This is a genomic window from Streptomyces sp. NPDC046335, assembly GCF_055587985.1.
In genome coordinates this window covers 212,950-237,166 of sequence record NZ_JBVJFF010000011.1, presented here as the reverse complement: position 1 = coordinate 237,166, position 24,217 = coordinate 212,950, and the positions used below count along the sequence as shown (strand labels likewise).

Annotated in this window: 20 protein-coding genes; 13 read left to right on the top strand and 7 right to left on the bottom strand. The window is 71.0% G+C overall.

Translation table 11 applies throughout. The features are described from left to right. Nucleotides 1-19: 19 nt before the first annotated feature. Complete coding sequence (locus ACZ6JY_RS27130; protein ID WP_469199767.1) at nucleotides 20-1,036, bottom strand: aldo/keto reductase; 1,017 nt, start codon at nucleotides 1,034-1,036, stop codon at nucleotides 20-22. A 117-nt stretch (nucleotides 1,037-1,153) separates the two neighbouring features. Here ACZ6JY_RS27130 and ACZ6JY_RS27125 point away from each other — a divergent pair, with 117 nt between their 5' ends. The 7 genes from ACZ6JY_RS27125 (at nucleotide 1,154) to ACZ6JY_RS27095 (ending at nucleotide 11,812) form a co-directional block, all read left to right on the top strand. Further along, nucleotides 1,154-2,107, top strand: a complete 954-nt coding sequence (locus ACZ6JY_RS27125) for a 2-hydroxyacid dehydrogenase (protein WP_469199765.1) — start codon at nucleotides 1,154-1,156, stop codon at nucleotides 2,105-2,107. Nucleotides 2,108-2,516: 409 nt separating this feature from the next. Next, entirely contained in the window at nucleotides 2,517-5,519 is a 3,003-nt protein-coding gene (locus ACZ6JY_RS27120; protein WP_469199763.1) for a putative bifunctional diguanylate cyclase/phosphodiesterase, read from the top strand. Nucleotides 5,520-5,752: 233 nt separating this feature from the next. After that, nucleotides 5,753-7,600, top strand: a complete 1,848-nt coding sequence (locus ACZ6JY_RS27115; RefSeq protein ID WP_469199761.1) for an acetolactate synthase large subunit — start codon at nucleotides 5,753-5,755, stop codon at nucleotides 7,598-7,600. Nucleotides 7,601-7,629: 29 nt separating this feature from the next. After that, complete coding sequence (ilvN, locus tag ACZ6JY_RS27110; RefSeq protein ID WP_062771275.1) at nucleotides 7,630-8,157, top strand: acetolactate synthase small subunit; 528 nt, start codon at nucleotides 7,630-7,632, stop codon at nucleotides 8,155-8,157. A 104-nt stretch (nucleotides 8,158-8,261) separates the two neighbouring features. Then, nucleotides 8,262-9,260, top strand: coding sequence for a ketol-acid reductoisomerase (gene ilvC / locus ACZ6JY_RS27105; protein WP_447040170.1), 999 nt, complete (start codon nucleotides 8,262-8,264; stop codon nucleotides 9,258-9,260). A 280-nt stretch (nucleotides 9,261-9,540) separates the two neighbouring features. Beyond that, nucleotides 9,541-11,145 carry a phosphoglycerate dehydrogenase gene (gene serA / locus ACZ6JY_RS27100; protein WP_469199758.1) on the top strand — a complete coding sequence of 535 codons (1,605 nt, stop codon included), beginning with the start codon at nucleotides 9,541-9,543 and terminating at the stop codon, nucleotides 11,143-11,145. 79 nt (nucleotides 11,146-11,224) lie between these two features. Beyond that, nucleotides 11,225-11,812: a TetR/AcrR family transcriptional regulator gene (locus ACZ6JY_RS27095; RefSeq protein WP_469199756.1), complete on the top strand. Its 588-nt coding sequence runs from the start codon at nucleotides 11,225-11,227 to the stop codon at nucleotides 11,810-11,812. Nucleotides 11,813-11,979: 167 nt separating this feature from the next. Here the strand turns inward: ACZ6JY_RS27095 and ACZ6JY_RS27090 are convergent, their stop codons facing one another. Together ACZ6JY_RS27090 and ACZ6JY_RS27085 are read right to left on the bottom strand one after the other, a co-directional pair. Then, nucleotides 11,980-12,330 carry a hypothetical protein gene (locus ACZ6JY_RS27090; RefSeq protein WP_469199754.1) on the bottom strand — a complete coding sequence of 117 codons (351 nt, stop codon included), beginning with the start codon at nucleotides 12,328-12,330 and terminating at the stop codon, nucleotides 11,980-11,982. A 102-nt stretch (nucleotides 12,331-12,432) separates the two neighbouring features. Further along, nucleotides 12,433-13,644, bottom strand: coding sequence for a PucR family transcriptional regulator (locus ACZ6JY_RS27085; RefSeq protein ID WP_469199752.1), 1,212 nt, complete (start codon nucleotides 13,642-13,644; stop codon nucleotides 12,433-12,435). A 159-nt stretch (nucleotides 13,645-13,803) separates the two neighbouring features. On the opposite strand from ACZ6JY_RS27085, the gene ACZ6JY_RS27080 reads away from it, so the two are divergent. After that, the gene (locus tag ACZ6JY_RS27080) at nucleotides 13,804-14,730 is read left to right on the top strand and encodes a proline dehydrogenase family protein (protein ID WP_469199750.1); all 927 of its coding nucleotides are present in this window, start codon (nucleotides 13,804-13,806) and stop codon (nucleotides 14,728-14,730) included. A gap of 54 nt (nucleotides 14,731-14,784) precedes the next feature. Beyond that, nucleotides 14,785-16,416: an L-glutamate gamma-semialdehyde dehydrogenase gene (pruA, locus tag ACZ6JY_RS27075; protein ID WP_469199748.1), complete on the top strand. Its 1,632-nt coding sequence runs from the start codon at nucleotides 14,785-14,787 to the stop codon at nucleotides 16,414-16,416. A gap of 88 nt (nucleotides 16,417-16,504) precedes the next feature. Here pruA and ACZ6JY_RS27070 read toward each other — a convergent pair whose 3' ends face one another. Together ACZ6JY_RS27070 and ACZ6JY_RS27065 are read right to left on the bottom strand one after the other, a co-directional pair. Next, the gene (locus ACZ6JY_RS27070; RefSeq protein ID WP_469199746.1) at nucleotides 16,505-17,212 is read right to left on the bottom strand and encodes a nitroreductase family protein; all 708 of its coding nucleotides are present in this window, start codon (nucleotides 17,210-17,212) and stop codon (nucleotides 16,505-16,507) included. A 120-nt stretch (nucleotides 17,213-17,332) separates the two neighbouring features. Then, a complete protein-coding gene (locus ACZ6JY_RS27065; RefSeq protein WP_469199744.1) occupies nucleotides 17,333-18,334 on the bottom strand; it encodes an NADP-dependent oxidoreductase in 1,002 nt (333 codons plus the stop codon). Between the two features lie 143 nt (nucleotides 18,335-18,477). Between ACZ6JY_RS27065 and ACZ6JY_RS27060 the strand changes: the two genes are divergently transcribed. Both ACZ6JY_RS27060 and ACZ6JY_RS27055 read left to right on the top strand, forming a co-directional pair. Next, nucleotides 18,478-19,371, top strand: coding sequence for a LysR family transcriptional regulator (locus ACZ6JY_RS27060; protein WP_469200108.1), 894 nt, complete (start codon nucleotides 18,478-18,480; stop codon nucleotides 19,369-19,371). Between the two features lie 203 nt (nucleotides 19,372-19,574). Continuing rightward, a complete protein-coding gene (locus ACZ6JY_RS27055) occupies nucleotides 19,575-19,703 on the top strand; it encodes a hypothetical protein (RefSeq protein WP_469199742.1) in 129 nt (42 codons plus the stop codon). A 50-nt stretch (nucleotides 19,704-19,753) separates the two neighbouring features. Here ACZ6JY_RS27055 and ACZ6JY_RS27050 read toward each other — a convergent pair whose 3' ends face one another. Next, a complete protein-coding gene (locus tag ACZ6JY_RS27050) occupies nucleotides 19,754-21,355 on the bottom strand; it encodes a purple acid phosphatase family protein (RefSeq protein WP_469199740.1) in 1,602 nt (533 codons plus the stop codon). A 165-nt stretch (nucleotides 21,356-21,520) separates the two neighbouring features. Here ACZ6JY_RS27050 and ACZ6JY_RS27045 point away from each other — a divergent pair, with 165 nt between their 5' ends. Together ACZ6JY_RS27045 and ACZ6JY_RS27040 are read left to right on the top strand one after the other, a co-directional pair. After that, on the top strand, nucleotides 21,521-22,570 hold the full coding sequence (locus tag ACZ6JY_RS27045; RefSeq protein WP_469199738.1) for a 3-isopropylmalate dehydrogenase: 1,050 nt from the start codon (nucleotides 21,521-21,523) through the stop codon (nucleotides 22,568-22,570). Nucleotides 22,571-22,817: 247 nt separating this feature from the next. After that, entirely contained in the window at nucleotides 22,818-23,909 is a 1,092-nt protein-coding gene (locus ACZ6JY_RS27040; protein WP_469200106.1) for a branched-chain amino acid aminotransferase, read from the top strand. Between the two features lie 74 nt (nucleotides 23,910-23,983). On the opposite strand, the gene ACZ6JY_RS27035 is transcribed toward ACZ6JY_RS27040, so the two are convergent. Beyond that, on the bottom strand, nucleotides 23,984-24,169 hold the full coding sequence (locus ACZ6JY_RS27035) for a hypothetical protein (protein WP_469199736.1): 186 nt from the start codon (nucleotides 24,167-24,169) through the stop codon (nucleotides 23,984-23,986). Nucleotides 24,170-24,217: the final 48 nt, after the last annotated feature.

Below are 24,217 nucleotides of genomic sequence, written 5' to 3'. Positions count from 1 at the left end.
GCCGGCGGGAGGCGGAACCTCAGTCCCACGACTCCAGGGCGGGCGGCAGCGCCGCCATCTCCGCCAGGTCCGCCGCCGTCAGCCGTACCGAAGCCGCCCGCGCGTTCTCCACCGCCCAGCGCTCCCGCTTGGCGCCGGGTATCGGCACCACGTGCGGTCCCTGCCGGAGCGTCCAGGCCAGCGCGATCTGCGCCGGGGTCGCCCCGTGCCGCTCCGCCACCCGGCGCAGGCCCACCACCAGCGGCTGGTTGGCCGCCATCATCTCGGCGGTGAAGCGCGGGTGGCGGGCCCGCAGGTCGTCCGGCTCGAAGCCCTGGCCGGGCGTGAGCGTCCCGGTGAGGAAACCGTTCCCCAGCGGCATCGCCGCCAGGAATCCGACGCCGCGCGCCGCGCACCACGGCAGCAGCGCGTCCAGCGCCTCCGGTGACCACACGGACAGCTCGGCCTCCACCGCGCTCACCGGGAAGACCTGCTGGACCCGTTCGAGGAGCCGGATCGTCGCGTCGTGCAGCCCGGGCCGGGGGCCGCCGTGCGCCGTACGCCGTCCCGCGCGCGCCCCCACGGCGCACAGACCCAGGGCCCGCACCTTCCCCGCGGCGACCAGCTCCGCCATCGCGCCCCAGGTCTCCTCTATGGGGATCTCGGGGTCGACGCGGTGCAGTTGGTACAGGTCGATGGTCTCGGTCTGGAGCCGCCGCAGCGACGCGTCGCAGGCCCGCTTCACATAGCCGGGGCGGCCGTTGGCGACGATGTGCTGCTCGCCCACGAGCAGGCCGCACTTGGTCGACACGAACGCCTCGCTCCGCCGCTCCCTGAGCACCCTGCCGATCAACAGCTCGTTCTTGAAGGGCCCGTACATGTCGGCGGTGTCGAGGAGCGTCGCCGCCCCGCCGCCCGCGTCCAGCGCGGCGTGCACGGTGCGCAGCGACGCGTCGCCGCGCTGCCGCGAGCCGGTGTAAGCCCAGCTCATCGGCATGCAGCCGAGTCCGACGGCGCCCACTTCGAGCGCCCCCGCGCCGATCGTCCTGCGCTCCACCTGGCCGTGACCTCCCGCTCCACGTCGAAGATCACCCAAACTAGCCGCTGCGCTCCGAGGCCGGAGCGCTGCCTCCCCGCGGGCCGTGGACGGCAGCGGCGCATTAGCCTCCTGAGCATGACGACTGATGTATGGCTTCCGTTCCCGGCGCACGAGATCCCGGGGCTGCCCGAGGCGTCCGAGGCCGGCCTCACCTACCGCTTCTGGGACGGCGGCCAGGAGTTCCCCGCGGACCCGGCCGACTGCGCGTTCTACGTGGTGCCCTATCTGCGGGGCCCCGAGATCGCCGTGCGCCCGCTGCCCGAGATGCCGTCCGTACGCGTCGTGCAGACGCTGTCGGCGGGGGTCGACCAGATGGACCAGGGGCTGCAATTCCTGCGCCCCGGCGTGCGGCTTTGCAACGCGCGCGGCGTGCACGAGGCGAGCACCGCCGAGCTGACCCTGGCCCTGATCCTGGCGTCGCTGCGCGGCTTCCCGAAGTTCTTCGAGGGCCAGCGCGTACAGGAGTGGCGTACGGGGTTCAACGCGGCGCTCGCCGACAAGTCCGTGCTCATAGTGGGCTACGGGGCGATCGGCGCCGCCATCGAGGACCGGCTCATCCCCTTCGAGTGCGCGCGGGTGGCGCGCGTCGCGCGCTCTGCGCGTGCCTCGGAGCGCGGCCCCGTGCACCCGCTCACCGACCTGCCTTCCCTGCTGCCCGAGGCGGACCTGGTGATCATCGCGACGCCGCTCACCGAGGACACCCGAGGTCTCGTGGGCGCCGGTTTCCTGGCCCGCATGAAGGACGGCGCGCTGCTCGTCAACATCGCCCGCGGGCCCGTCGTCGACACCAAGGCGCTCATCGCCGAGCTGGAGTCCGGGCGCCTCACCGCCGCACTGGACGTGACCGATCCGGAACCGCTTCCCGCAGGTCACCCCCTGTGGCAGGCCCCCGGAGTGCTCATCACCCCGCATGTGGGAGGTCCTACGTCCGCCTTCCTGCCGCGGGCCCACCGGCTGCTGGCCGCGCAGCTGACGAAGTTCGCCGCCGGAGAGCCGGTCGACAACGTCGTGCGCACCATGGGCGGTTGACCGGACACCCGTCACGTACACGCTCCGCACTCATATGTGTGCGACGTGTGTCCACTTCGTCGAGCATAGTCACGGAGCGTAGAGGGACTATGTCCCTGAGTGACGATCCTGGTGTATCGTCCCGACTGGGGAGGCGCCGTGGACCTGTTCGGCGCCGGGGATGAAGAGCAGACCGAGGGGGGCGACGGGCGATGTATGGCCTATGGGCGGACGATCCGGCGTGGCGGGACAGTCGCCGCCGACTCTCGGGCGCGCAGACCCGTGGACGCGGCCGGCGGACCCGTGGACACAGCCGCGAGTGGGACGGTGCCCGCGCGAGCGGACGCCGCAGGACCGCGCCGCGTCCGTGCCGGTACAACTGTCGGACGGACCGGCCGGGCACGGGGGCGGCCCCGACCAGGGCGGCGCGGTGAGCACCCCCCCGGGCTCCACCGCCGTCCTCGACGAAGGGCTCGCGGCGGCGCCGCCGCCCCCGAGGACGCCGTTCCTGCGCCGCCCCCTGCCGGGCGGCCGCGGCTTCGTCTCCCAGGTGCTCCTGCTCCTCCTCTGCGGGGGGTATGCCGCGGGCTCCGCCGTCGGCTGGGGTTCCGGGCGACTGGCCCTGATCATGGGCGACTTCGGACTGAGCGTCGCGGCGGCGGTGGCCGCGGTCTCCTGCTTCCGGTACTCCCGCACCCGCCGCAGCCGCTTTCGACCCGCATGGCTCCTCTTCGCGCTCTCCTCCGCGATGGCCGCCGCCGGGAACGCCGTCTGGGGGTGGTACGAAGTCGTGCTCGACCGGGACGTGCCGAGCCCCGGCCTCGCCGACATGTTCTTCCTCTGCTTCGCGCCGCCCGCCATCATCGGCCTGCTCGTGCTCGCCAAGCGCCCGGTGACCCGGGCGGGCTGGACCTGCCTCGCCCTCGACTCCTGGCTGATCGGCGGCTCGCTCCTCACCATCGCCTGGAGCCTGGCCCTCGCGCACACCGCGCAGTTCGAGGGCCAGAGCGTCGCGCACGCCGCGCTCTCGCTCGCCTACCCCCTGCTCGACATCGCGCTGGTCAGCATGGTCCTCGCGCTGCACTTCAGACGCTCTTCGGCGCACCGCACCGCGGTGAACACCGCGATCGGCGCGCTCGCGGTGACGGTGATGTGCGACGCCCTGTTCACCTCGCCCCTACTGCACGCGAGCTACCGCTCGGGCCAGATGCTGGACGCCGGCTGGTTCGCGGGCTCCCTCCTCCTCGCGTACGCGCCCTGGGCCGCCCCCTGGAACATGCGCGGGCAGGCCGGGCAGGACCACGAGCCCGAGGAGTACGACAGCGGGCCCGAGGAGCCGAAGGCGTCCGGCACGCGCCCGATCGCCGGATCGCTCGCCGCCCTCACGCCGTACCTCGCCGCCGCGGTCTGCACGCTGGGGATTCTCTACAACGTGCTGAACGGCCACCGCGTCGACCGGGTCGTGCTCTTCACCGCGGGCACCGTCGTGCTCGCCCTCGTCGTCCGCCAGGGCATCATGCTCCTGGACAACATCACGCTCACCCAGGAGCTGGCCCAGAAGGAGAACCACTTCCGCTCCCTGGTCCAGGGCTCCAGCGACGTCATCATGATCGCCACGCCCAACGGCATCCTGCACTACGTGAGCCCGGCCGCCGCCGGGGTCTACGGCCGGGACGCCGACGAGCTGGTGGGCCGCGAGCTCGCCACGCTGATGCACCCCGAGGACCTCGGACGGGTCGTGCACGAGGTGCGCAGGTTCCTCGCCGCGCACCCGGTCGAGGAGCCGACCACCCGCATCGAGTGCCGCTTCAGATCCGGCAACGGCGACTGGCTCAACGTCGAGTCCACCGTCAACCGCCACCAGGGCGGCCTCATCTTCAACAGCAGGGACGTCACCGAACGGGTGCGGCTCCAGGCCCAGTTGCAGCACAACGCCGAGCACGACCCGCTCACCGACCTGCCCAACCGCGCCCTGTTCACCCGGCGGGTGAGCCAGGCGCTGACCGGCCGCAGAGTGACCGACCGCGGCACGGCCGTGCTCTTCATCGACCTCGACGGCTTCAAGGCGGTCAACGACACCATCGGCCACCAGGCCGGGGACGAGCTGCTCATCCAGGCCGCGCGCAGACTTCAGGAGGCGGTGCGTTCGAGCGACACCGCGTCCCGGCTCGGCGGCGATGAGTTCGCGGCCCTCATCGTCGGCGACGGGACCAGGGACCAGGCCGCGAGGGAACGGCACATCCACGAGCTCGCCGACCGGCTGAGAATCACCCTTTCCCAGCCCTACGCCATCGACGGCAATGACGTGCGCGTCGCGGCGTCCATCGGCGTGGCGTTCGCCGAGCCGGGCATCGGCGCGGGCGAGCTCCTGCGCAACGCCGACCTCGCGATGTACCGCGCCAAGGCCGCGGGCAAGGGCCGCGTGGAGCTCTACGCCCCGCAGATGCAGGCCGACGTGGCCCGCAAGGCGGAGCAGGCCACCCGGCTGCGCGCCGCCCTGCACGACGGCGAGTTCGCGCTGCTCCACCAGCCCGTCGTCGCCCTCGACGACGGCCGGATCACCGCGGTCGCCGCACAGCCCCGCTGGCGCTCGGCCCAGGGCATCCTCTACACCCCCGCCGAGTTCCTGCGGGCCACCAAGGCCGGGGACGGCAGGGGCGGCGGCCGGGACACCAGGGAGAGCGACCGCGCGGCCGAGCTCGCCCGCTGGACCCTGGAGAAGGCCGTCGAGCAGGCCGCCGAGCGGGGCCGCAGCGGCCACGCGGTCCCCGTCACCGTACGGATGAGCGCGCGCAGGCTCCTGGACCGCTCCATGCCCCTCGGCTCCGTCGAGGCGCTCCTGACCCGGCACGGCCTGCCCTCGGGCGCGCTCATCATCGAGCTCGCGGAGAACGACCCGCGGGTCCCCTTCGACGACCTGGAGCGCCGCCTCACCGCCCTGCGCAGGCTCGGCGTACGCATCGCGCTCGACGGCTTCGGCAGCGGCCCCGCGGCGATCACGGCGCTGCGCCGGCTGCCCGTCGACATCCTGAAGCTGGACCGCGGCCTGATCGAGGGCGTCGTCGAGTCCGCACGGGCGTACAAGATCACCTCGGGGCTGCTGCGCATAGCGGGCGACCTCGGGCTGTTCTCCGTGGCCGACGGCGTGGACCTGCCCGAGCAGGTGACGGCCCTGCGCGAGATGGGCTGCACGCACGGGCAGGGCGTGGCGTTCTCCGGACCGCTGGACGAGTACCGGCTGCGCAGGGCGCTCGCGCTCGGGGAGTACCCGGTGCCGCGCGGTGCGGCGGAGCCCGTCCTCGCGGGCCTGCCCGCGCAGACGTTCGCCGGGAGTGGCGTGCAGACGTACGCGGGGGGCTCCACGGGGCCCCTCATGACCACCGCTCTGCCCTATGCGCGTTCACATGATGAGACCCGCGTCCCACCTACTTGACAGGCACTGCGTGCCGGGGGGAGGGTCAATGCCATGCGCACCCGAATTCTCGTACTTGGAAAGCGCGTCGGCTGAAGCTGGGACGGACCGGTCCGAACACCGGACCCCAGCGACCGCAACCGACGCGCTCCCCTCGCTTGCCTCACGGCACGAGGGGTTTTTTGTTGCACCGGCACCTGCCGAACCCCTGCTAAACCCCCGCAAAAACCCTCAGCTTCGAGAAGAGAATGCCGATGACCGAGCAGGCCACCGGGGCCCACCATCCGCAGCCGCGGCCCCGATCCTCAGGACAGCAGTCGACGCCCGTCGAGCACGTCACGGGTGCGAAGTCCCTCATTCGTTCTCTCGAGGAAGTCGGGGCCGACACGGTATTCGGAATTCCCGGCGGCGCCATCCTTCCCGCGTACGACCCGATGATGGACTCCACCCGCGTCCGTCACATCCTGGTCAGGCACGAGCAGGGCGCGGGCCACGCGGCCACCGGTTACGCGCAGGCCACCGGCAAGGTCGGCGTCTGCATGGCGACGAGCGGCCCCGGCGCCACCAACCTGGTCACACCGATCGCCGACGCCCACATGGACTCCGTCCCGCTGGTCGCGATCACCGGCCAGGTGGCCTCCAAGGCCATCGGCACCGACGCCTTCCAGGAGGCGGACATCGTCGGCATCACGATGCCGATCACCAAGCACAACTTCCTGGTCACCAAGGCCGAGGACATCCCGCGCACCATCGCCGAGGCCTTCCACATCGCCTCGACGGGCCGCCCGGGCCCCGTCCTCGTGGACATCGCCAAGGACGCCCTCCAGGCGAAGACGACGTTCTCCTGGCCGCCGCAGCTGGAGCTGGCCGGCTACCGCCCGGTCACCAAGCCGCACGCCAAGCAGATCCGCGAGGCCGCCAAGCTGATCACCGCCGCCAAGCGGCCGGTGCTCTACGTCGGCGGCGGCGTCCTGAAGGCCCACGCCACCGCCGAGCTGAAGGTCCTCGCGGAGCTCACCGGAGCGCCGGTCACCACCACCCTGATGGCGCTCGGCGCGTTCCCCGACAGCCACCCGCTGCACGTGGGAATGCCGGGCATGCACGGTGCGGTCACCGCCGTCACCGCGCTGCAGAAGGCCGACCTGATCGTCGCCCTCGGAGCCCGCTTCGACGACCGCGTCACCGGCAAGCTGGACAGCTTCGCCCCGTACGCGAAGATCGTGCACGCCGACGTCGACCCCGCCGAGATCGGCAAGAACCGCGCCGCCGACGTGCCGATCGTCGGTGACGCCCGCGAGGTCATCGCCGACCTGGTCCAGGCCGTCCAGGCCGAGCACACCGAGGGCCACACGGGCGACTACACCGCCTGGTGGGCCGACCTCAACCGCTGGCGCGACACCTACCCCCTCGGCTACACCCAGCCCGAGGACGGTTCGCTCTCCCCGCAGCACGTCATCGAGCGCGTCGGGCAACTCGCCCCGGAGGGCACGATCTTCGCCGCGGGCGTCGGCCAGCACCAGATGTGGGCCGCGCACTTCATCGAGTACGACACGCCCGCCACCTGGCTCAACTCCGGCGGCGCAGGAACGATGGGCTACGCGGTCCCGGCCGCGATGGGCGCCAAGGCCGGCCGGCCCGACCGCACGGTCTGGGCGATCGACGGCGACGGCTGCTTCCAGATGACCAATCAGGAGCTCACCACCTGCGCCCTGAACAACATCCCGATCAAGGTCGCCATCATCAACAACGGCGCCCTCGGGATGGTCCGCCAGTGGCAGACGCTGTTCTACAACCAGCGTTACTCCAACACCGTCCTGCACAGCGGCCCCGAGGACATCGGCCCCAACAAGGGCACCCGCGTCCCGGACTTCGTCAAGCTGTCGGAGGCCATGGGCTGCGTGGCGCTGCGCTGCGAGCGCCCCGAGGACCTGGACAAGGTCATCGCCGAGGCCAACGCCATCAACGACCGGCCCGTCGTCGTCGACTTCATCGTCCACGAGGACGCCCAGGTCTGGCCGATGGTCGCCGCGGGCACCTCGAACGACGAGGTCATGGCCGCCCGGGGCGTCCGCCCCGACTTCGGCGACAACGAAGACGACTGAGACCGAGAGCGAAAGAGAGACCAAGAGTCATGTCCACCAAGCACACGCTCTCCGTCCTGGTCGAGAACACCCCCGGAATCCTCGCCCGGATCGCCGCCCTGTTCTCGCGCCGCGGCTTCAACATCGACTCGCTCGCCGTGGGCGTCACCGAGCACCCCGACATCTCGCGCATCACCATCGTCGTGAACGTCGAGGAACTCCCGCTCGAACAGGTCACCAAACAGCTCAACAAGCTCGTCAACGTCCTGAAGATCGTCGAACTGGAGCCGGACGCCGCCGTCGCCCGCGAGCTCGTCCTCGCGAAGGTCCGCGCCGACAACGAGACCCGCTCCCAGATCGTCGAGATCGTCCAGCTCTTCCGGGCCAAGACCGTGGACGTCTCCCCGGAGGCCGTCACCATCGAGGCCACCGGCAGCAGCGACAAGCTGGAGGCCATGCTCAAGATGCTGGAGCCCTTCGGCATCAAGGAGCTCGTGCAGTCCGGCACCATCGCGATCGGCCGCGGCTCCCGCTCCATCACCGACCGCAGTCTGCGGGCGCTCGACCGCAGCGCCTGACCCGGGTCCCCGGCACCCCCTCTCGGATGCCGAGACCCGAGCCCTTCCCTCACTGAACCCGCCGTACGGTGGGACGCAACACCAGCACACATAGGAGATTCCCAGTGGCCGAGCTGTTCTACGACGACGACGCAGACCTGTCCATCATCCAGGGCCGCAAGGTCGCGGTCATCGGTTACGGCAGCCAGGGCCACGCCCACGCGCTGTCGCTCCGTGACTCGGGTGTCGACGTCCGCGTGGGTCTGCACGAGGGCTCCAAGTCCAAGGCCAAGGCCGAGGAGCAGGGCCTGCGGGTCGTCACCCCGTCCGAGGCGGCCGCCGAGGCCGACGTCATCATGATCCTCGTCCCGGACCCGATCCAGGCCCAGGTCTACGAGGAGTCCATCAAGGACAACCTCAAGGACGGCGACGCCCTGTTCTTCGGCCACGGCCTGAACATCCGCTTCGGCTTCATCAAGGCCCCCGAGGGCGTCGACGTCTGCATGGTCGCCCCGAAGGGCCCGGGCCACCTCGTCCGCCGCCAGTACGAGGAGGGCCGCGGCGTCCCGTGCATCGCGGCCGTCGAGCAGGACGCCACCGGCAACGGCTTCCCGCTGGCGCTCTCGTACGCCAAGGGCATCGGCGGCACGCGTGCGGGCGTCATCAAGACGACCTTCACCGAGGAGACCGAGACCGACCTCTTCGGCGAGCAGGCCGTGCTCTGCGGCGGCACCGCCGCGCTGGTCAAGGCGGGCTTCGAGACGCTGACCGAGGCGGGCTACCAGCCGGAGATCGCGTACTTCGAGTGCCTCCACGAGCTGAAGCTGATCGTGGACCTCATGTACGAGGGCGGCCTGGAGAAGATGCGCTGGTCGGTCTCCGAGACCGCCGAGTGGGGCGACTACATCACCGGCCCGCGGATCATCACGGACGCCACCAAGGCCGAGATGAAGAAGGTCCTCACGGAGATCCAGGACGGCACGTTCGCCCAGCAGTGGATGGACGAGTACCACGGCGGTCTGAAGAAGTACAACGAGTACAAGACGCAGGACGAGAACCACCTCCTGGAGACCACGGGCAAGGAGCTCCGCAAGCTCATGTCCTGGGTCAACGACGAGGACTAGGCACTAGGCACCCCGGGTCCGGGGCGCCGCCCTCGCGGCTTCGCCCCGGACCCCGCTTCTCCGATGCCGGAGGGGCTGATTCCCCCCGGCGTTGTCCACCACGTCCAGCCACGGACGGGTGATCCTTCCGTAGAGGCGCATGCTGATCCATGCCGCGCCACTACACTTCTGTTCAACATTCGCGTCGGGCCCACAGCGTCGTGCGTCTTCCACGCGGCAAGCACCCTCCACCGCCTGCGGCCGTCGGGACGGCCGTCCGCCTGGATCTGTGAGGACTCACGTGAGCACTGCTGCCACCGGCAAACCCGTCGTACTCATCGCTGAAGAGCTGTCGCCCGCGACCGTCGACGCCCTGGGCCCGGACTTCGAGATCCGCCAGTGCAACGGCGCGGACCGGGCCGAGCTGCTGCCCGCGATCGCCGACGTCGACGCGATCCTGGTCCGCTCCGCGACCAAGGTCGACGCCGAGGCCATCGCCGCCGCCAAGAAGCTGAAGGTCGTCGCCCGCGCGGGCGTGGGCCTCGACAATGTCGACGTCTCCGCCGCCACCAAGGCCGGCGTGATGGTCGTCAACGCCCCCACGTCGAACATCGTCACCGCGGCCGAGCTCGCCTGTGGCCTGCTCATCGCCACCGCGCGCAACATCCCCCAGGGCAGCCAGGCGCTGAAGAACGGCGAGTGGAAGCGCTCCAAGTACACCGGTGTCGAGCTCGCCGAGAAGACCCTCGGCGTCGTGGGCCTCGGCCGCATCGGTGCCCTCGTGGCCCAGCGCATGAGCGCCTTCGGCATGAAGGTCGTCGCCTACGACCCCTACGTGCAGCCCGCGCGCGCCGCCCAGATGGGCGTGAAGGTCCTCTCGCTCGACGAGCTGCTCGAAGTCTCCGACTTCATCACCGTGCACCTCCCGAAGACCCCCGAGACGCTCGGCCTCATCGGCGACGAGGCGCTGCACAAGGTCAAGCCGACCGTCCGCATCGTCAACGCCGCGCGCGGCGGCATCGTCGACGAGGAGGCGCTGTACTCGGCGCTGAAGGAGGGCCGCGTCGCGGGCGCCGGCCTCGACGTGTACGCGAAGGAGCCCTGCACGGACTCCCCGCTCTTCCAGTTCGACCAGGTCGTCTGCACCCCGCACCTCGGCGCCTCCACGGACGAGGCGCAGGAGAAGGCGGGCGTCTCCGTCGCCAAGTCGGTGCGCCTCGCCCTCGCCGGTGAGCTCGTGCCGGACGCGGTGAACGTCCAGGGCGGCGTCATCGCCGAGGACGTCCGTCCCGGCCTGCCGCTCGCCGAGAAGCTCGGCCGCATCTTCACCGCTCTCGCGAGCGAGGTCGCGGCCCGCCTCGACGTCGAGGTGTACGGCGAGATCACCCAGCACGACGTGAAGGTGCTCGAGCTCTCCGCGCTCAAGGGCGTCTTCGAGGACGTCGTCGACGAGACCGTGTCGTACGTGAACGCGCCTCTCTTCGCCCAGGAGCGCGGCGTCGAGGTCCGCCTCACGACCAGCTCCGAGTCGCCCGACCACCGTAATGTGGTCACCGTGCGCGGCACGCTCTCCGGCGGCGAGGAGATCGCGGTCTCCGGCACGCTGGCCGGCCCCAAGCACCTCCAGAAGATCGTCGCCATCGGCGAGTACGACGTGGACCTGGCGCTCGCCGAGCACATGGTCGTCCTGCGGTACGCGGACCGGCCCGGCGTCGTCGGCACCGTCGGCCGCGTCCTCGGCGAGGCGGGCATCAACATCGGCGGCATGCAGGTCGCCCGTGCCGACGTGGGCGGGGAGGCGCTCGCCGTGCTCACCGTCGACGACACGGTGCCGCAGAGCGTGCTCAACGAGCTGGCCGAGGAGATCGGTGCGGAGTCCGCTCGCGCGGTCAACCTGACCGACTAGTACCGGACGGGCTGGACATCCCCGCGTCAGCGCTGGGTGACTCCAGCCCGTCCCTTCGACGGCGCTTAGTCTGGCCGGCATGGGACACCGCGAAGATCTGCTCGAAGGCGCCAAGCGCTGCCTCCTGGAGAAGGGCTTCGTCCGTACGACGGCCCGCGACATCGTGAAGGAGTCGGGGACGAACCTGGCGTCCATCGGCTACCACTACGGGTCCAAGGACGCCCTGCTCGTCGAGGCGTACGTCGCGCTCATCGAGGTGACGGGGGATGGCTTCGCGGCCTCGCGGGAGGAAGGGGACGCCGGGAAGGGCGGCCTCGATCGCTTCCAGGAGGTGTGGACGAGCATCCTCCGTTCCGTCCCCGAGTCGCGCCCCATCTGGATGCTGACGCTGGAGGTCATCACACAGGGCGAGCGGCTGGCGGGCATCCGCGAACTGCTGGCCAAGGCGCAGGGTGAAGGGCGCAGCGGCCTCGCCGCCTTGATCACGGGAATCGACGAGAGTCTCATCCCGGACGACGTCGTCGAGAGCGAGGGGCGTCTCTACGCGACGCTGCTCAACGGCCTGATGGTGCAGTGGCTCTTCGACCCCGAATCGGCCACGACCGCCGAGCAGTTGACCCAGGGGCTGCGGCGCGCGATGGAGCGGATGCGGGGCGAGGATGCCTGAGGAGACGGGAGCGGGGGGGGGGGGGGGGGGGGGGGGGGGGGGGGGGGGGGGGGGGGGGGGGGGGGGGGGGAGAGGAGGGGGGGGGGGGGGGGGGGTTTGGGCCCCCCGCGGTCGTGACGGGGCGGTCACTCACCACCCCATGGGCCCGAGGTGCCCGAGGCGGCTGACTACCACTTCATGCAGGTGCGCGGGACGTAGCCCTTGAAGTTGCCGTCGTACGGGTCGACGTACAGCCACTCGTTGCTCTTCTTGCCGCAGAGCGTGTACGTCTGGCCCTTGAAGGACTTGCCGTCGTTGCAGAGGAACGCCTTGCGGCCCTTGTTGATCTGGCCGACGGCGGTGCCGCTCACCTTCGTGGTCTTGCGCACCTTCACCGTCTCCTTGGCGGGGACGTTGGTGAGGCCACGGGAGCAGTCGGGCTTCGTGGCGGCGGCCGCGGTGCTCGTGGTGAGGGCGGTGGTGCCGAGGGCGAGGGCCGAGACGGCGACGGCGCCGGCGGCGAACTTCCTGAACTTCATGAGGTTGTTGGTCTCCCGTTCGAATGGTGCATGTTCGTTCGGGAAGAACTTACTACCGCGAGATCGGGCCGGACCGGCCAGTAGTCGTTCGTTACCCGGCACTTACAGTCGTGACGACTTCAGGATCATGTGCAGCAACAGCCGGTCCTCGCCGTCGTCCAGATCGAGCCCGGTGAGCTGTTCCACGCGCGAGAGCCGGTAGTAGAGCGTCTGGCGGTGGATGCGCAACTCCGCTGCCGTGCGGCCCGCTTGGCCCGCGCAGTCGAGGAACACCTCGGCGGTGCGGGCGAGTTCGCGGTGGGCGGGGCTGAGGAGCTGGCCGCCCACCGGGTCGTGCGCGGCCTCCGGCGGCAGGGCGGTGAGCAGCCGGTAAGGGCCCACGTCCGACCACTGCGCCACCGGGGCGAACCGGCGCTCGGCGAGCGCGGCGCGCGCCGCCCCGGACGCCTCCCACCAGGCCGCGCCCAGATCCTCCAGGCCGTGCCGGGCGCCGGCGATGCCCGCTGCCGCGTTCCCTGACGCGCCCCGCGCGGTCTCCACCAGGCGCGACGCCGCGGTGCGCGCGGGGGACAGCGCGTCGGCTGAGCGCAGCCGGACAAGCGCCGCGAGGGACTGGCCCGACGTGCCCCACGGCACGGTGCAGACGGCCGCCGCTCCGGTCACCGTGCGCGCCGCCGGGGTCTCCTCGGGGTCGGCGGACGGCCAGGGGGCCACGCAGACCACGGCGTGCAGGTTCTCCGCGCGTGGGCCCAGAGCCGTGCGCAGGGCGGCCACCGCCATGTCCCGCTGCCAGCCGCGCTCGGCCGTAAGGACCGCGCGGAACTCCCTGGTCAGATCGGTGCCCGCCTGCGCCTCGTCGGCCAGGAGCGCGCCGATCCGCGCGGCCACCTCCATGGCGGCGGCGAGCTGCCGGTCGCTGGGCCCAGGCTCGTCGTCGAGCAGCCACACGTATCCGAGGGCGAAGCCGCGATGGCGCACCGGCAGGCAGATCCGGCCCCGCAGGACGCCCGCCTCCGGGGTGGGCGGGATGCGGACGGGGCCCGTGGCGCGGGTGATGCCGAAGCCCTCGAACCAGGTGCGGACCTCGGCCGTGGAGCGGCGGGTCAGGATCGAGCGGGTCCTGACCGGGTCGAGGACGGTCGCGTCGAATCCGCTGCCGTCGCCGCCGTCGTGCGCGCCGAAGGCGATCAGCTCGAAATCCCGGTTCTCCAGGGTCGCGGGGGCGCCGAGCAGCGCCGAGATCTCGTCCACCGGTTCCTGGTAGTCGCCTTTCACTCCTCCATTCTCGCGCAGACCGCCCGATCCTTCAGACATCTGTCTGAGATCCGGGGCACGGATGCGTGACAGGTGTCGATGGTTCGGTGCCCGGTGGATCCTTAGATTTCACGGTGGTTCTCCGTGCCGTACCGCCGCATTCCCCATATGGGGGGCATGTCGTTACGCACTCGATTTCATACACCTGTGGAGGTGCCCGTGCTGGGTCCCGTGATCCTCGCCGCGTCGCGCAGCGACAAGATGCGCCGTTTCGTCTCGGCGGCCCCCGGCACCAAGCAGGTCGTCGACCGCTTCATCGCGGGCGAGAGCGTCGACCACGTCGTGCCGATCATCGTCGACGCCACCGGCAAGGGCCTTGAGGTCACCCTCGACGTGGTGGGCGAGGACATCACCACCGTCGAGCAGTCCCACGCCGCCCGTGACGCCTACCTGGAGCTCATCGGGCGCCTTGAGGACCTGGGCCTCGGCGCCAGGGCCGAGATGTCCGTGAAGCTGTCGATGTTCGGCCAGGCGCTTCAGGACGGCCACGAGCTGGCTCTGGCGAACGTCCGGCCCGTCGTCGAGGCCGCCGCGGCCATCGGCACCACGGTCACCCTGGACGCCGAGGACCACACCACCCTCGACTCGATGTTCGCCATCCACGAGGAGCTGCGGAAGGACTTCCCGCAGACCGGCTGCGTCATCCAGTCCTACCTCTTCCGCACCGAGGCCGACGCCCGCCGCCTGGCCGCCGCCGGCAGCCGCGTACGCATCGTGAAGGGCGCCTACAAGGAGCCCGCCGAGGTCGCCTACCAGGACAAGGCCGAGATCGACAAGGCGTACGTGCGGATCACCCGTATCCTCATGGAGGGCGACGGGTATCCGATGATCGGGTCGCACGACCCGCGGCTGATCTCCATCGCGCAGGAGCTCGCCCGGCGCGCAGGGCGCAAACTGGATGAGTACGAGTTCCAGATGCTGTACGGCATCCGCAGCGACGAGCACCTGCGGCTCGCCGCCGAGGGGCACCGCATGCGTGTGTACACCGCCTACGGCACCGACTGGTACGGCTATTTCATGCGCCGTCTCGCCGAGAAGCCCGCCAACCTGCTCTTCTTCGCCCGCTCCATCCTCACCAAGGACTGAACCAAGGGCTGAGCTTCCCAACCCCCTCGACCCTCTTAAGGAGATACGGAACTCATGGACGCTGTCACTCAGGTCCCCGCCCCGGTCAACGAGCCGGTGCACGGTTACGCTCCCGGTTCCCCGGAGCGTGCCCGCCTCGAGACCAAGCTCAAGGAGCTGGCCGAGAACCCGATCGAGCTGCCGATGACCATCGGCGGCGTCAAGCGCCTCGGCGGCGGCGAGCCCTTCCAGGTCGTGCAGCCGCACAACCACAAGGCCGTCATCGGCACCGGCCGCGGCGCCACCCAGCAGGACGCCCAGGACGCGATCGACGCCGCCCTGGCCGCCGCCCCGGCGTGGCGCGCGATGTCCTTCGACGACCGTGCCGCGATCATCCTGCGCGCCGCCGAGCTGCTCTCCACCACGTGGCGCGAGACGCTGGCCGCCTCGACGATGCTCGGCCAGTCGAAGACCGCCCAGCAGGCCGAGATCGACACTCCCTGTGAGCTCATCGACTTCTGGCGCTTCAACGTCAAGTACGCCCGTGACCTGCTCGCCGAGCAGCCCCCGGCGAACGCGACCGGCGTCTGGAACCGTCTGGACCACCGCCCGCTCGAGGGCTTCGTCTACGCGATCACGCCGTTCAACTTCACCGCCATCGCGGGCAACCTCCCCACCGCCCCGGCGCTCATGGGCAACGTGGTCGTGTGGAAGCCGTCCCCGACGCAGACGCACGCCGCCGTGCTGCTCATGCAGCTCCTCGAAGAGGCCGGTCTGCCCAAGGGCGTCATCAACCTCGTCACCGGTGACGGCATCGCCGTCTCCGAGGTCGCCCTGCACCACCGTGACCTCGCGGGCATCCACTTCACCGGCTCCACCCCGACCTTCCAGCACCTGTGGAAGACGGTCGGCGAGAACATCGCCAAGTACCGCACGTACCCGCGTCTGGTCGGCGAGACCGGCGGCAAGGACTTCGTCGTCGCGCACCCCAGCGCCGACCGCGCGATCCTCAAGACCGCGCTGACCCGCGGCTCCTTCGAGTTCCAGGGCCAGAAGTGCTCCGCGAGCTCGCGCGCCTACGTCCCGGCCTCCATCTGGAACTCCGGTTTCAAGGAGGAGTTCGCGGCCGAGGTCGACGGCATCAAGATGGGTGACGTCACCGATCTGTCGAACTTCATCGGCGCCGTCATCGACGAGCGCGCGTTCGCCAAGAACAAGGCGGCCATCGACCGCGCCAAGGCGGACGACTCCTGCACCATCGTCGCGGGCGGCACCTACGACGACTCGGTCGGCTACTTCGTGCGTCCGACCGTCGTCGAGTGCTCCGACCCGGCGAACGAGGTCTTCACGACCGAGTACTTCGGCCCGTTCCTCGCCGTGCACGTCTACGAGGACGACAAGTACGACGAGATGCTGGCCCAGATGGAGTCGGCCTCCGACTACGCGCTCACCGGCTCGGTCATCGCGAACGACCGCGCCGCCGCCGCGTACACGATGGAGAAGCTCCGCTACGCCGCGGGCAACTTCTACATCAACGACAAGTCGACCGGCGCCGTCGTCGGCCAGCAGCCCTTCGGCGGCGGCCGCGCCTCCGGCACCAACGACAAGGCCGGCGCCCCGCAGAACCTCCAGCGGTGGACGCTGACCCGCGCCATCAAGGAGACGCTGGTCCCGCCGACCGAGTACGGCTACCCGCACATGGGCTGACGCCCCCGCCGGGCCCTGGTGGCCCGCCCCTGAACCCCGCCTCCGACCTGGGCCCCACCCCGGTCGGAGGCGGTGTCTTTTCCGGTGCTCAGACCTCCACGAGGACCTGGTCCAGTGACTTGCGCACGAGGTCGGGGACCCGGCAGTCCGGCGCCGGATACCCCACGGGGATGACCGCGAACGCCTTCTCGTTCGCGGGGCGGCCGAGCACCTCGGAGAGGAACCGCATCGGGCTCGGCGTGTGGATCAGGGCGGCGAGGCCGGACAGGTGCAGGGCGGAGAGCAGCATGCCGACCGCGATGCCGACGGACTCGTCCACGTAGTAGTGCTTGTGCTTGGTGCCGTCCTCGCCGAGCCAGTGGCGCTGCTGGAAGACGACGATCAGGGCGGGGGCGTCCGTCAGGTGCGCCTTCACCTCGTCCGTGCCGAGGGGCCGCAGGGCAGCGAGCCACTCCTCGCCGAGCCGACCGTCGTAGGAGACGCGCTCCTCGTGCTCGGCGGCCTCGCGGATACGGCGGCGCACCTCCGGGTCCTTGACCAGGACGAACGTCCAGGGCTGCTGGTGTGCGCCGGACGGTGCCGTCGCCGCGCACGCGATGGCGTCCCGTACGGCCTGCTCCGGTATGGGGTCGGGGGAGAACTGCCGTACGGTGCGGCGTTCGTCCATGCGCCTGCGCAGGTGGGCGGCCCTCTCGCGGGACTCCGCGTCGGGCATGCGCTCCGGGCGGTAGGGGACGGAACGGTAGGGCCGGCCGTGGATGGGGGCCCACTCTTGCTGATGCTGGGTCTCAGACATGCCTCCGATTCTGGGCGCCCCGCGCCTTCGGCGCCCGGCTTTCCGCCGTCTTGGCGCAGCTGAGTACGGTGTCACCGTGACCACCCTGCGTACGTCACCCTGGGGGGCGCGCGCCGTCCCTCAGGCGGTGTCGGTGGCGCGGACGATCATCTTCCCCAGGTTCTCGCCGCGCAGCATCCCCAGGAACGCCTCCACGATCCGGTCGAACCCCGTGACCACGGTCTGGTCGAGGCCCACCCGGCCGCTGCGCAGATGCGGCACGACGAACTCGTACAGCTCCTCTTGCAGGTGCCGGTAGTCCCTGACGAGGAAGCCCTCCATGCGCAGGCTCTTCTCGACGATGTCGGGGAGGTTGCGCAGCGCGTAGGGCGCGTCCGTGGCGTTGTACCGCGCGATCGTGCCGACGCGGACGATCCGCCCGCGGTCGCGCAGCGAGGAGATCGCGGCCTCCAGGTGCTCGTCGCCCACGTTGTCGACGTACACGTCGATGCCGGTGGGCGCCGCCTTGGCGAGGAGATCGGCGACGGGGCCCGCGTGGTAGTCGAAGACCTCGTCGTAGCCGACGTGCTCGGTGAGGTGGGCGCCCTTGGCGGCCGAGCCCGCGCTGCCGACGAGGCGGCCCGCGCCCATGAGGCGGGCGAGGCGTCCGGTCGCCGTGCCGACGCCGCCGGCGGCCGCGGAGACGAACACGTCCTGCCCCTCGCGGAGTTCGGCGACGCGGGTGAGGCCCACGTACGCGGTCAGGCCGGTGCCGCCGAGGATGCCCATGAAGGCGGAGAGCGGTACGCCGTCGAAGCGGGGGAGGCGGCGGGCCTCGTCCGGGGTCACCACGGCGTGCGTGCGCCAGCCCTGGCGGTGGAACACGATCTCGCCCTCGGGGAGCGCCGGGTCGCGCGACTCCACGACGCGGCCGATGGTGCGGCCCTCCAGCGGGGCGTCGAGCTCGAACTCGCCGTCCATCATCTCGCGGTGGTACGGGTCGACGGACCAGTAGAGGTTCTCGACCAGGGCGGTGCCCGGCGCGGGCGCGGGCGGCGCGGACTCCACGAAGGTGAAGTCCCCGGCGGTGGGGAAGCCGTGGGGGCGGGCGGTCTGGTGCACGGTGAGCGCGGTCTCGGTCATGTCCGTGACGCTAGACAGGAATGCGCCCCCCGGGCAGAGGGTTGCGCTCATGAAACGACCCGACCCATGAGGGCCCCTCATAGAACCAGGTGAACCCCATGAAGCCACCCTCCACGGCCGCGCGGCCCGGCCTTGCCGAGCCGATGTCCGCCGCGCCGCCCGGCCCCGCCGCCGATCTCGCCCCGAACGAGCTGCGGATACTCGTCGCCGTCGACCGTGAGCGTGGGTTCTCCGCGGCCGCGCAGGCGTTGGGGCTCACTCAGTCCGCCGTGTCGCACTCCATCCGCGGCACGGAACGCAAGGTCGGCGTCGTCCTCTTCGAGCGCGGGCGCAAGGGCGCGACGCCCACGCCCGCCGGGGTCGCCGCCGCCGCGCACGCCCGGCGCGTCCTGCGGCTGCTCGACGCCCTGGTCGCGGAGGCCCGCGGCGCCGCGCGGGGCACCGTCGACGGACCGCTGCGCATCGCCGCCTTCCGCAGCGCGGCGCTGCACCTGCTGCCCGCGGCCCTGAAGCGGCTCACCGCCCGGCACCCCGGCATCGAGCCGGAGGTCCGGGTGGTGCGCGAGCTGGGCGCGGGCACGGCGGGCGAGGTCGCGGCGGGCCGGGCCGACGTGGGTATCGTGACGCTCGGCGGCACCTCGCCGCTGCCCCCGGGGCTCATCAGCGGCGAGCTGATCGAGGAGGAGTACTCGCTGGTGCACCCGGCGGGCCATCCCGACCCGCGCTCCCTGCCGCTGGTCGACTGGCACGAGAACTGCGGCTCGTACACCAGGCAGTGGTGGGCGGGGCAGGACTGGATTCCGAGGGCGACGGTCCTGACCGAGGACGACGGGGCGGTCCTCTCCATGGTGGGCAACGGCCACGGCATGGCGATCATGCCCGCCCTGTCGCTGACGGGAGCGCCGGACGTGGTCCAGGTCACCGACCTCGGAACGGGCCGCCCGACCCGCTCCGTCGGCTATGTCACCACCCCTGAGCTGGCCTCTTCCGTAGCGGTGCGGGCGCTGATCCGCGAGCTGAGGGCGGCGCGCGCGTGACGGCCGTCTCAGATAGTAGGAAGTCCGAGTAATTGTGGAGACAGACGCTCCGTCCTCCCTTAGCTTTGTAGGAGCCGAACGTCTCGCTAGATCAAGCGAATGGCGGTCGTGAGCCGGAGCCCCGCGCAGGCGAACCCTGCCGCTCCATGGCTCCCCGCCCCCGGCGTCTCGAAATCACCCTTCCCTCAAGGAGTGGATCCCCCATGGCCGAGACGACCGTCCGCCGAGTCCGTCACATCCCCCGCAAGAGCGACTCCGAGCGCAAGAACGCCGCAGCCGCCCTCCAGCGCGCCCTCGACCGCAGGGACAACGGCGGCGAAACGGGGCACTGAGCCCCGCCCGTAAAAGGCCCGCCCGTACGACGGGTCCGGTCACCGTCCGGTCACCGTGACCCGCGTACGACCTCGAAGTGGTCGATGCGCTCGCCGCTCTCGGCGAGCGCGGAGACCGCCAGCTTCGGACGCGCGCCGGCCGTCACCTCCACCGCGAGGAACGAGTAGCCGGTGTAGCGCACCCGTGACCACTCGACGGTCTCGGGGTCGGACCGCCGCTGCCGCCGCGTCCAGTGGAAGGTCGTGACGTGGTCACGGTCGCGGACGTGGCCCTCGTGGCTGTCCTTCACCCCGGGGCCGAAACCGTAGAGGTCCTTGCCCGCGCCGCCCGCGGTGACGTACACGATGCCGTCGCGCGTCGGATCGGTCGACGCGCCGACCGGCACGGGCTTGCCGACCTCGCCGCCCTTGATGGCGTCGGTGCGTTCGTAGACGTGGTTGTGGCCGTTGATCACCAGGTCCACCTGGTGCTTCGTGAACAGCTTCAGCCAGGCGTCGCGGACCCCGCCGTCCGAGGCGTGCCGCGACGTCGAGTAGGCACAGTGGTGGAAGAAGACGACGATGAAGTCGATCCCGTCGGCCGCCCGCAGCTCACCGAGCCGCCGGTCGAGCCAGGCGGTCTGCCTGCCGTCCGAGTAGCCCCGGTTCACCGGGATCTCGTAGGAGACGTCGTTGGCGTCCAGGGCGACCACCCCGACGTTGCCGTAGGTGAAGGAGTAGACGCCGGGCGCGCGCGAGGGGTCGAAGCCGTTGTCCGGCAGCGACCAGCGGGCGGCCTGCCCGCCGTAGCCGTTCGGCGAGTACCACGCCTCCATGTCGTGGTTGCCGGTCGTCACCATCCACGGCACCGACTTCGCGACCGACTCCGTCTGCGCGAGGAAGGTGTCCCACACGCGCGCGTCGTAGGTGTCCGACTCCTTGCCGTGCCCGGTGTCGTCCGCGTAGCAGAGGTCGCCCGCGTGCAGGTGGAAGGACGGGTCCTGGCCCAGGATGAGCTGGTCGTTGGCGAGCGCGTGGTAGCTCACGCCCTGGTCGCCGAAGGCCGTGAAGACGAACCTCCCGGGCGCGGCGGGCGCCGTCCTGAACGTGCCGAGCGTCGCCATCCGCTCGGGCGACGCCGGGTCGAAGCCGTCGTGGCCGACGCCGTAGTAGTACGTCGTGCCCGGCCGCAGCCCGTCCAGCGCCGCGTGGACGTAGTACTGCTCCACGGCCGGGAGCTTCTTCGACAGCGACGGGGTGTGCAGATCGCGCACCTCCGCCCCGATCCTCTGGCTCAGCTCCCAGGGCCGCGTGCCGATCCGCACGTACGGCGACCTCACCGCGAGCGGCACCTGCCAGGAGATCCGCATCTGCGTCCTCGGGTCGGCGCCGAACGCGAGGTGCCGCCCGAAGGGCGCGACCAGCCTGCCGTCGACCCGGGCCCGCGTGGCCGGCGTCGCCGGCGTCACCGCCGACGTGCGCGCGGCTCCCTCGCTGTACGGGCTGCCCGAGCTGCCCGCGAGGAGCACGGCGCCGGCCGCCGTCCCGGCCGCGGCGAACGACCCGGCGAGCACCCTGCGGCGGGAGAGCCGTCCGCGCAGGTACTCGTGCTGTTCCGGCATGCTCATCCCGGCCGCGAGCCGCTCCGGTATGCCGACATGGGGAGTGTCCATGCAGGGAGAAGTTCCCAGCGGCCCCCAACTGGAGGCGGGCCTCCAGGTGAAGAGGCGGTGGCCATGTGGTGGCGCCACAGGGCGTGTCCGTATGACGTGCCGCATGCATGTCCGTATGGCGGACTGCTCGTGTCATCCCGTGGGACGGAAGAGTAGGGTGCCCGCATGTCGGCAAGTACTCGCAGCATCAATCTCGCAGTCATCCCCGGAGACGGCATCGGCCAAGAGGTCGTGGCCCAGGGGCTCAAGGTCCTCAACGCTGTGCTCCCGCAGGATGTGAAGCTGCGGACGACGGAGTTCGACTTCGGCGCCAAGCGGTACCACGCGACCGGTGAGACCCTCACCGATGCCGACGCGGAGGCCCTCAAGCAGCACGACGCGATCCTGCTCGGCGCGATCGGCGACCCCTCGGTCCCGTCCGGCGTCCTGGAGCGCGGCTTCCTGCTGAAGCTCCGCTTCCTCTTCGACCACCACGTCAACCTGCGCCCCTCGAAGCTGCTGCCGGGTGTCGCCACGCCGCTCGCGGGCCAGCCCGAGATCGACTTCGTCGTCGTGCGTGAGGGCACCGAGGGCCCGTACACGGGCAACGGCGGCTCGATCCGCACCGGCACGCCGCACGAGGTCGCCACCGAGGTGTCGGTCAACACCGCCTTCGGCGTGGAGCGCGTGGTCCGCGACGCCTTCGCCCGCGCCCAGGCCCGCCCGCGCAAGAAGCTGACGCTGGTCCACAAGAACAACGTCCTGGCCTACGCGGGTCACCTCTGGACGAACGTCTTCAACCAGGTGGCCAAGGAGTTCCCCGAGGTCACCACCGACTACATCCACGTCGACGCCGCGACGATCTACCTCGTCACCGACCCCGGCCGCTTCGACGTGATCGTCACCGACAACCTCTTCGGCGACATCATCACCGACCTCGCCGCGGCCGTCTCCGGCGGCATCGGCGTCGCGGCCTCGGGCAACATCAACCCGAGCCGTGAGTTCCCGTCGATGTTCGAGCCCGTGCACGGCTCGGCGCCGGACATCGCGGGCCAGGGCAAGGCCGACCCGTCGGCCACTGTGCTCTCCGTCGCGCTCCTCCTGCGCCACCTCGGTTACGAGACCGAGGCCGTCCGCATCGAGACCGCGGTCTCCGCCGACCTCGCGGAGCGCGGGGACACGGCCCGCTCCACCGAGCAGATCGGCGACGCGCTCGCCGTACGAGTAGCGGGCTGACCCGGTAGTTCGACCTCTTGACGAAGCCGCCGGGTCCGCGAGGACACCCGGCGGCTTCTCTGTGGAGCCCCGGGGTGTCACCATCGATCCCCGGGCCGCAACCATGCCGTTTCTCTCTCAGGGACCCCACGAGCGATAATCGAACGTGGGGCCGTGAAACAGACAGGGAAGCTCGGACGTCCACGTACCTACGGGTACGGGCGTGAGCGCGGTCCGTCACCATCACACCGTGAAGGACGAAGTACTCATGACGACGACGCCGACCATCGAGCTCAAGCCCTCATCGACCCCGCTCGGCGCCGCAGAGCGCGAGACGATCATGGCCAACCCCGGGTTCGGCCGCCACTTCACCGACCACATGGTGACGGTCAAGTGGACGGAGGGCCGCGGCTGGCACGACGGGCAGCTCGTGCCCTACGGCCCGCTCTCCCTCGACCCGGCGACGAACGTCCTGCACTACGCCCAGGAGATCTTCGAGGGCCTCAAGGCCTACCGTCAGCCCGACGGCACCGTGGCGACCTTCCGCCCCGACGCCAACGCCCGCCGGTTCCAGTCCTCCGCGCGCCGCCTCGGCATGCCGGAGCTGCCCGTCGAGACGTTCATCGAGGCGTGCGACCTGCTGGTGCGGCAGGACATCGACTGGGTTCCGGCGCACGGCGGCGAGGAGTCGCTCTACCTGCGCCCCTTCATGATCGCGACTGAGGTCGGCCTGGGTGTGAAGCCCGCCAACGAGTACCTCTTCATCGTGATCGCCTCGCCCGCGGGCGCGTACTTCCCCGGTGGCGTCAAGCCCGTCTCCATCTGGCTCTCCGAGGACCGCGTGCGCGCCGTCCCCGGCGGCATGGGCGACGCCAAGACCGGCGGCAACTACGCCGCGTCGCTGCTCGCGCAGGCCGAGGCCGCCGCGAAGGGCTGCGACCAGGTCGCCTACCTCGACGCCGTGGAGCACAAGTGGGTCGAGGAACTCGGCGGCATGAACCTGTACTTCGTGTACGGGGACAGGATCGTCACCCCCACGCTGACGGGCTCCCTGCTCGCCGGCATCACCCGTGACTCGCTCCTCTCGGTCGCCCGTGACCTCGGCTACACCGCCGAGGAGGGCCGCGTCTCCATCGACCAGTGGCGGACCGACTCCGAGAACGGCACCCTGACCGAGGTCTTCGCCTGCGGCACCGCCGCGGTGATCACGCCTGTCGGCACGGTCAAGTGCAACGCGGGCGAGTGGCAGCAGAGCGGGGGCGAGCCGGGCAAGGTCACGATGGCGCTCCGCGAGGCCCTCCTCGACATCCAGCGCGGCACGGCGGAGGACCGGCACGGCTGGATGCACAACCTGGCCTGAGGCCCGGCCCGCATGCGTCGAGCCCGGCTCCCCGAAAGCATTCGGGGAGCCGGGCTCGGTGCGTCGCGGCCGTCCTACTTCTCGCCGCTGCCGGCCGCGGCCCCCTCGTCGGCCTTCCCGTCGGCCTTCCCGTCGTTCTCCTTCGGGACGTTCGAACCCACCGGAGTGAGCGGCCCGCCGGTGATGGCGTCGACGACGGTGAGGACCGCGGCCCCCGCACCCTTGGCCGCGCGGACGCCGAGTCCTATGAGTTCTTCCATGGTGGTTCTCCCCGTACTGCTGTCCTGGTCACCCGCTGATCACGGTCC

Coding starts and splice junctions, on each gene's coding strand:
- ACZ6JY_RS27125 (WP_469199765.1), top strand. CDS start 1,154: ATGACGACTGATGTATGGCTTCCGTTCCCGGCGCACGAGATCCCGGGG.
- ACZ6JY_RS27115 (WP_469199761.1), top strand. CDS start 5,753: ATGACCGAGCAGGCCACCGGGGCCCACCATCCGCAGCCGCGGCCCCGA.
- ilvN (WP_062771275.1), top strand. CDS start 7,630: ATGTCCACCAAGCACACGCTCTCCGTCCTGGTCGAGAACACCCCCGGA.
- ACZ6JY_RS27095 (WP_469199756.1), top strand. CDS start 11,225: ATGGGACACCGCGAAGATCTGCTCGAAGGCGCCAAGCGCTGCCTCCTG.
- ACZ6JY_RS27090 (WP_469199754.1), bottom strand. CDS start 12,330: ATGAAGTTCAGGAAGTTCGCCGCCGGCGCCGTCGCCGTCTCGGCCCTC.
- ACZ6JY_RS27085 (WP_469199752.1), bottom strand. CDS start 13,644: ATGTCTGAAGGATCGGGCGGTCTGCGCGAGAATGGAGGAGTGAAAGGC.
- pruA (WP_469199748.1), top strand. CDS start 14,785: ATGGACGCTGTCACTCAGGTCCCCGCCCCGGTCAACGAGCCGGTGCAC.
- ACZ6JY_RS27070 (WP_469199746.1), bottom strand. CDS start 17,212: ATGTCTGAGACCCAGCATCAGCAAGAGTGGGCCCCCATCCACGGCCGG.
- ACZ6JY_RS27065 (WP_469199744.1), bottom strand. CDS start 18,334: ATGACCGAGACCGCGCTCACCGTGCACCAGACCGCCCGCCCCCACGGC.
- ACZ6JY_RS27060 (WP_469200108.1), top strand. CDS start 18,478: ATGTCCGCCGCGCCGCCCGGCCCCGCCGCCGATCTCGCCCCGAACGAG.
- ACZ6JY_RS27055 (WP_469199742.1), top strand. CDS start 19,575: ATGGCCGAGACGACCGTCCGCCGAGTCCGTCACATCCCCCGCAAGAGC.
- ACZ6JY_RS27050 (WP_469199740.1), bottom strand. CDS start 21,355: ATGGACACTCCCCATGTCGGCATACCGGAGCGGCTCGCGGCCGGGATG.
- ACZ6JY_RS27045 (WP_469199738.1), top strand. CDS start 21,521: ATGTCGGCAAGTACTCGCAGCATCAATCTCGCAGTCATCCCCGGAGAC.
- ACZ6JY_RS27040 (WP_469200106.1), top strand. CDS start 22,818: ATGACGACGACGCCGACCATCGAGCTCAAGCCCTCATCGACCCCGCTC.
- ACZ6JY_RS27035 (WP_469199736.1), bottom strand. CDS start 24,169: ATGGAAGAACTCATAGGACTCGGCGTCCGCGCGGCCAAGGGTGCGGGG.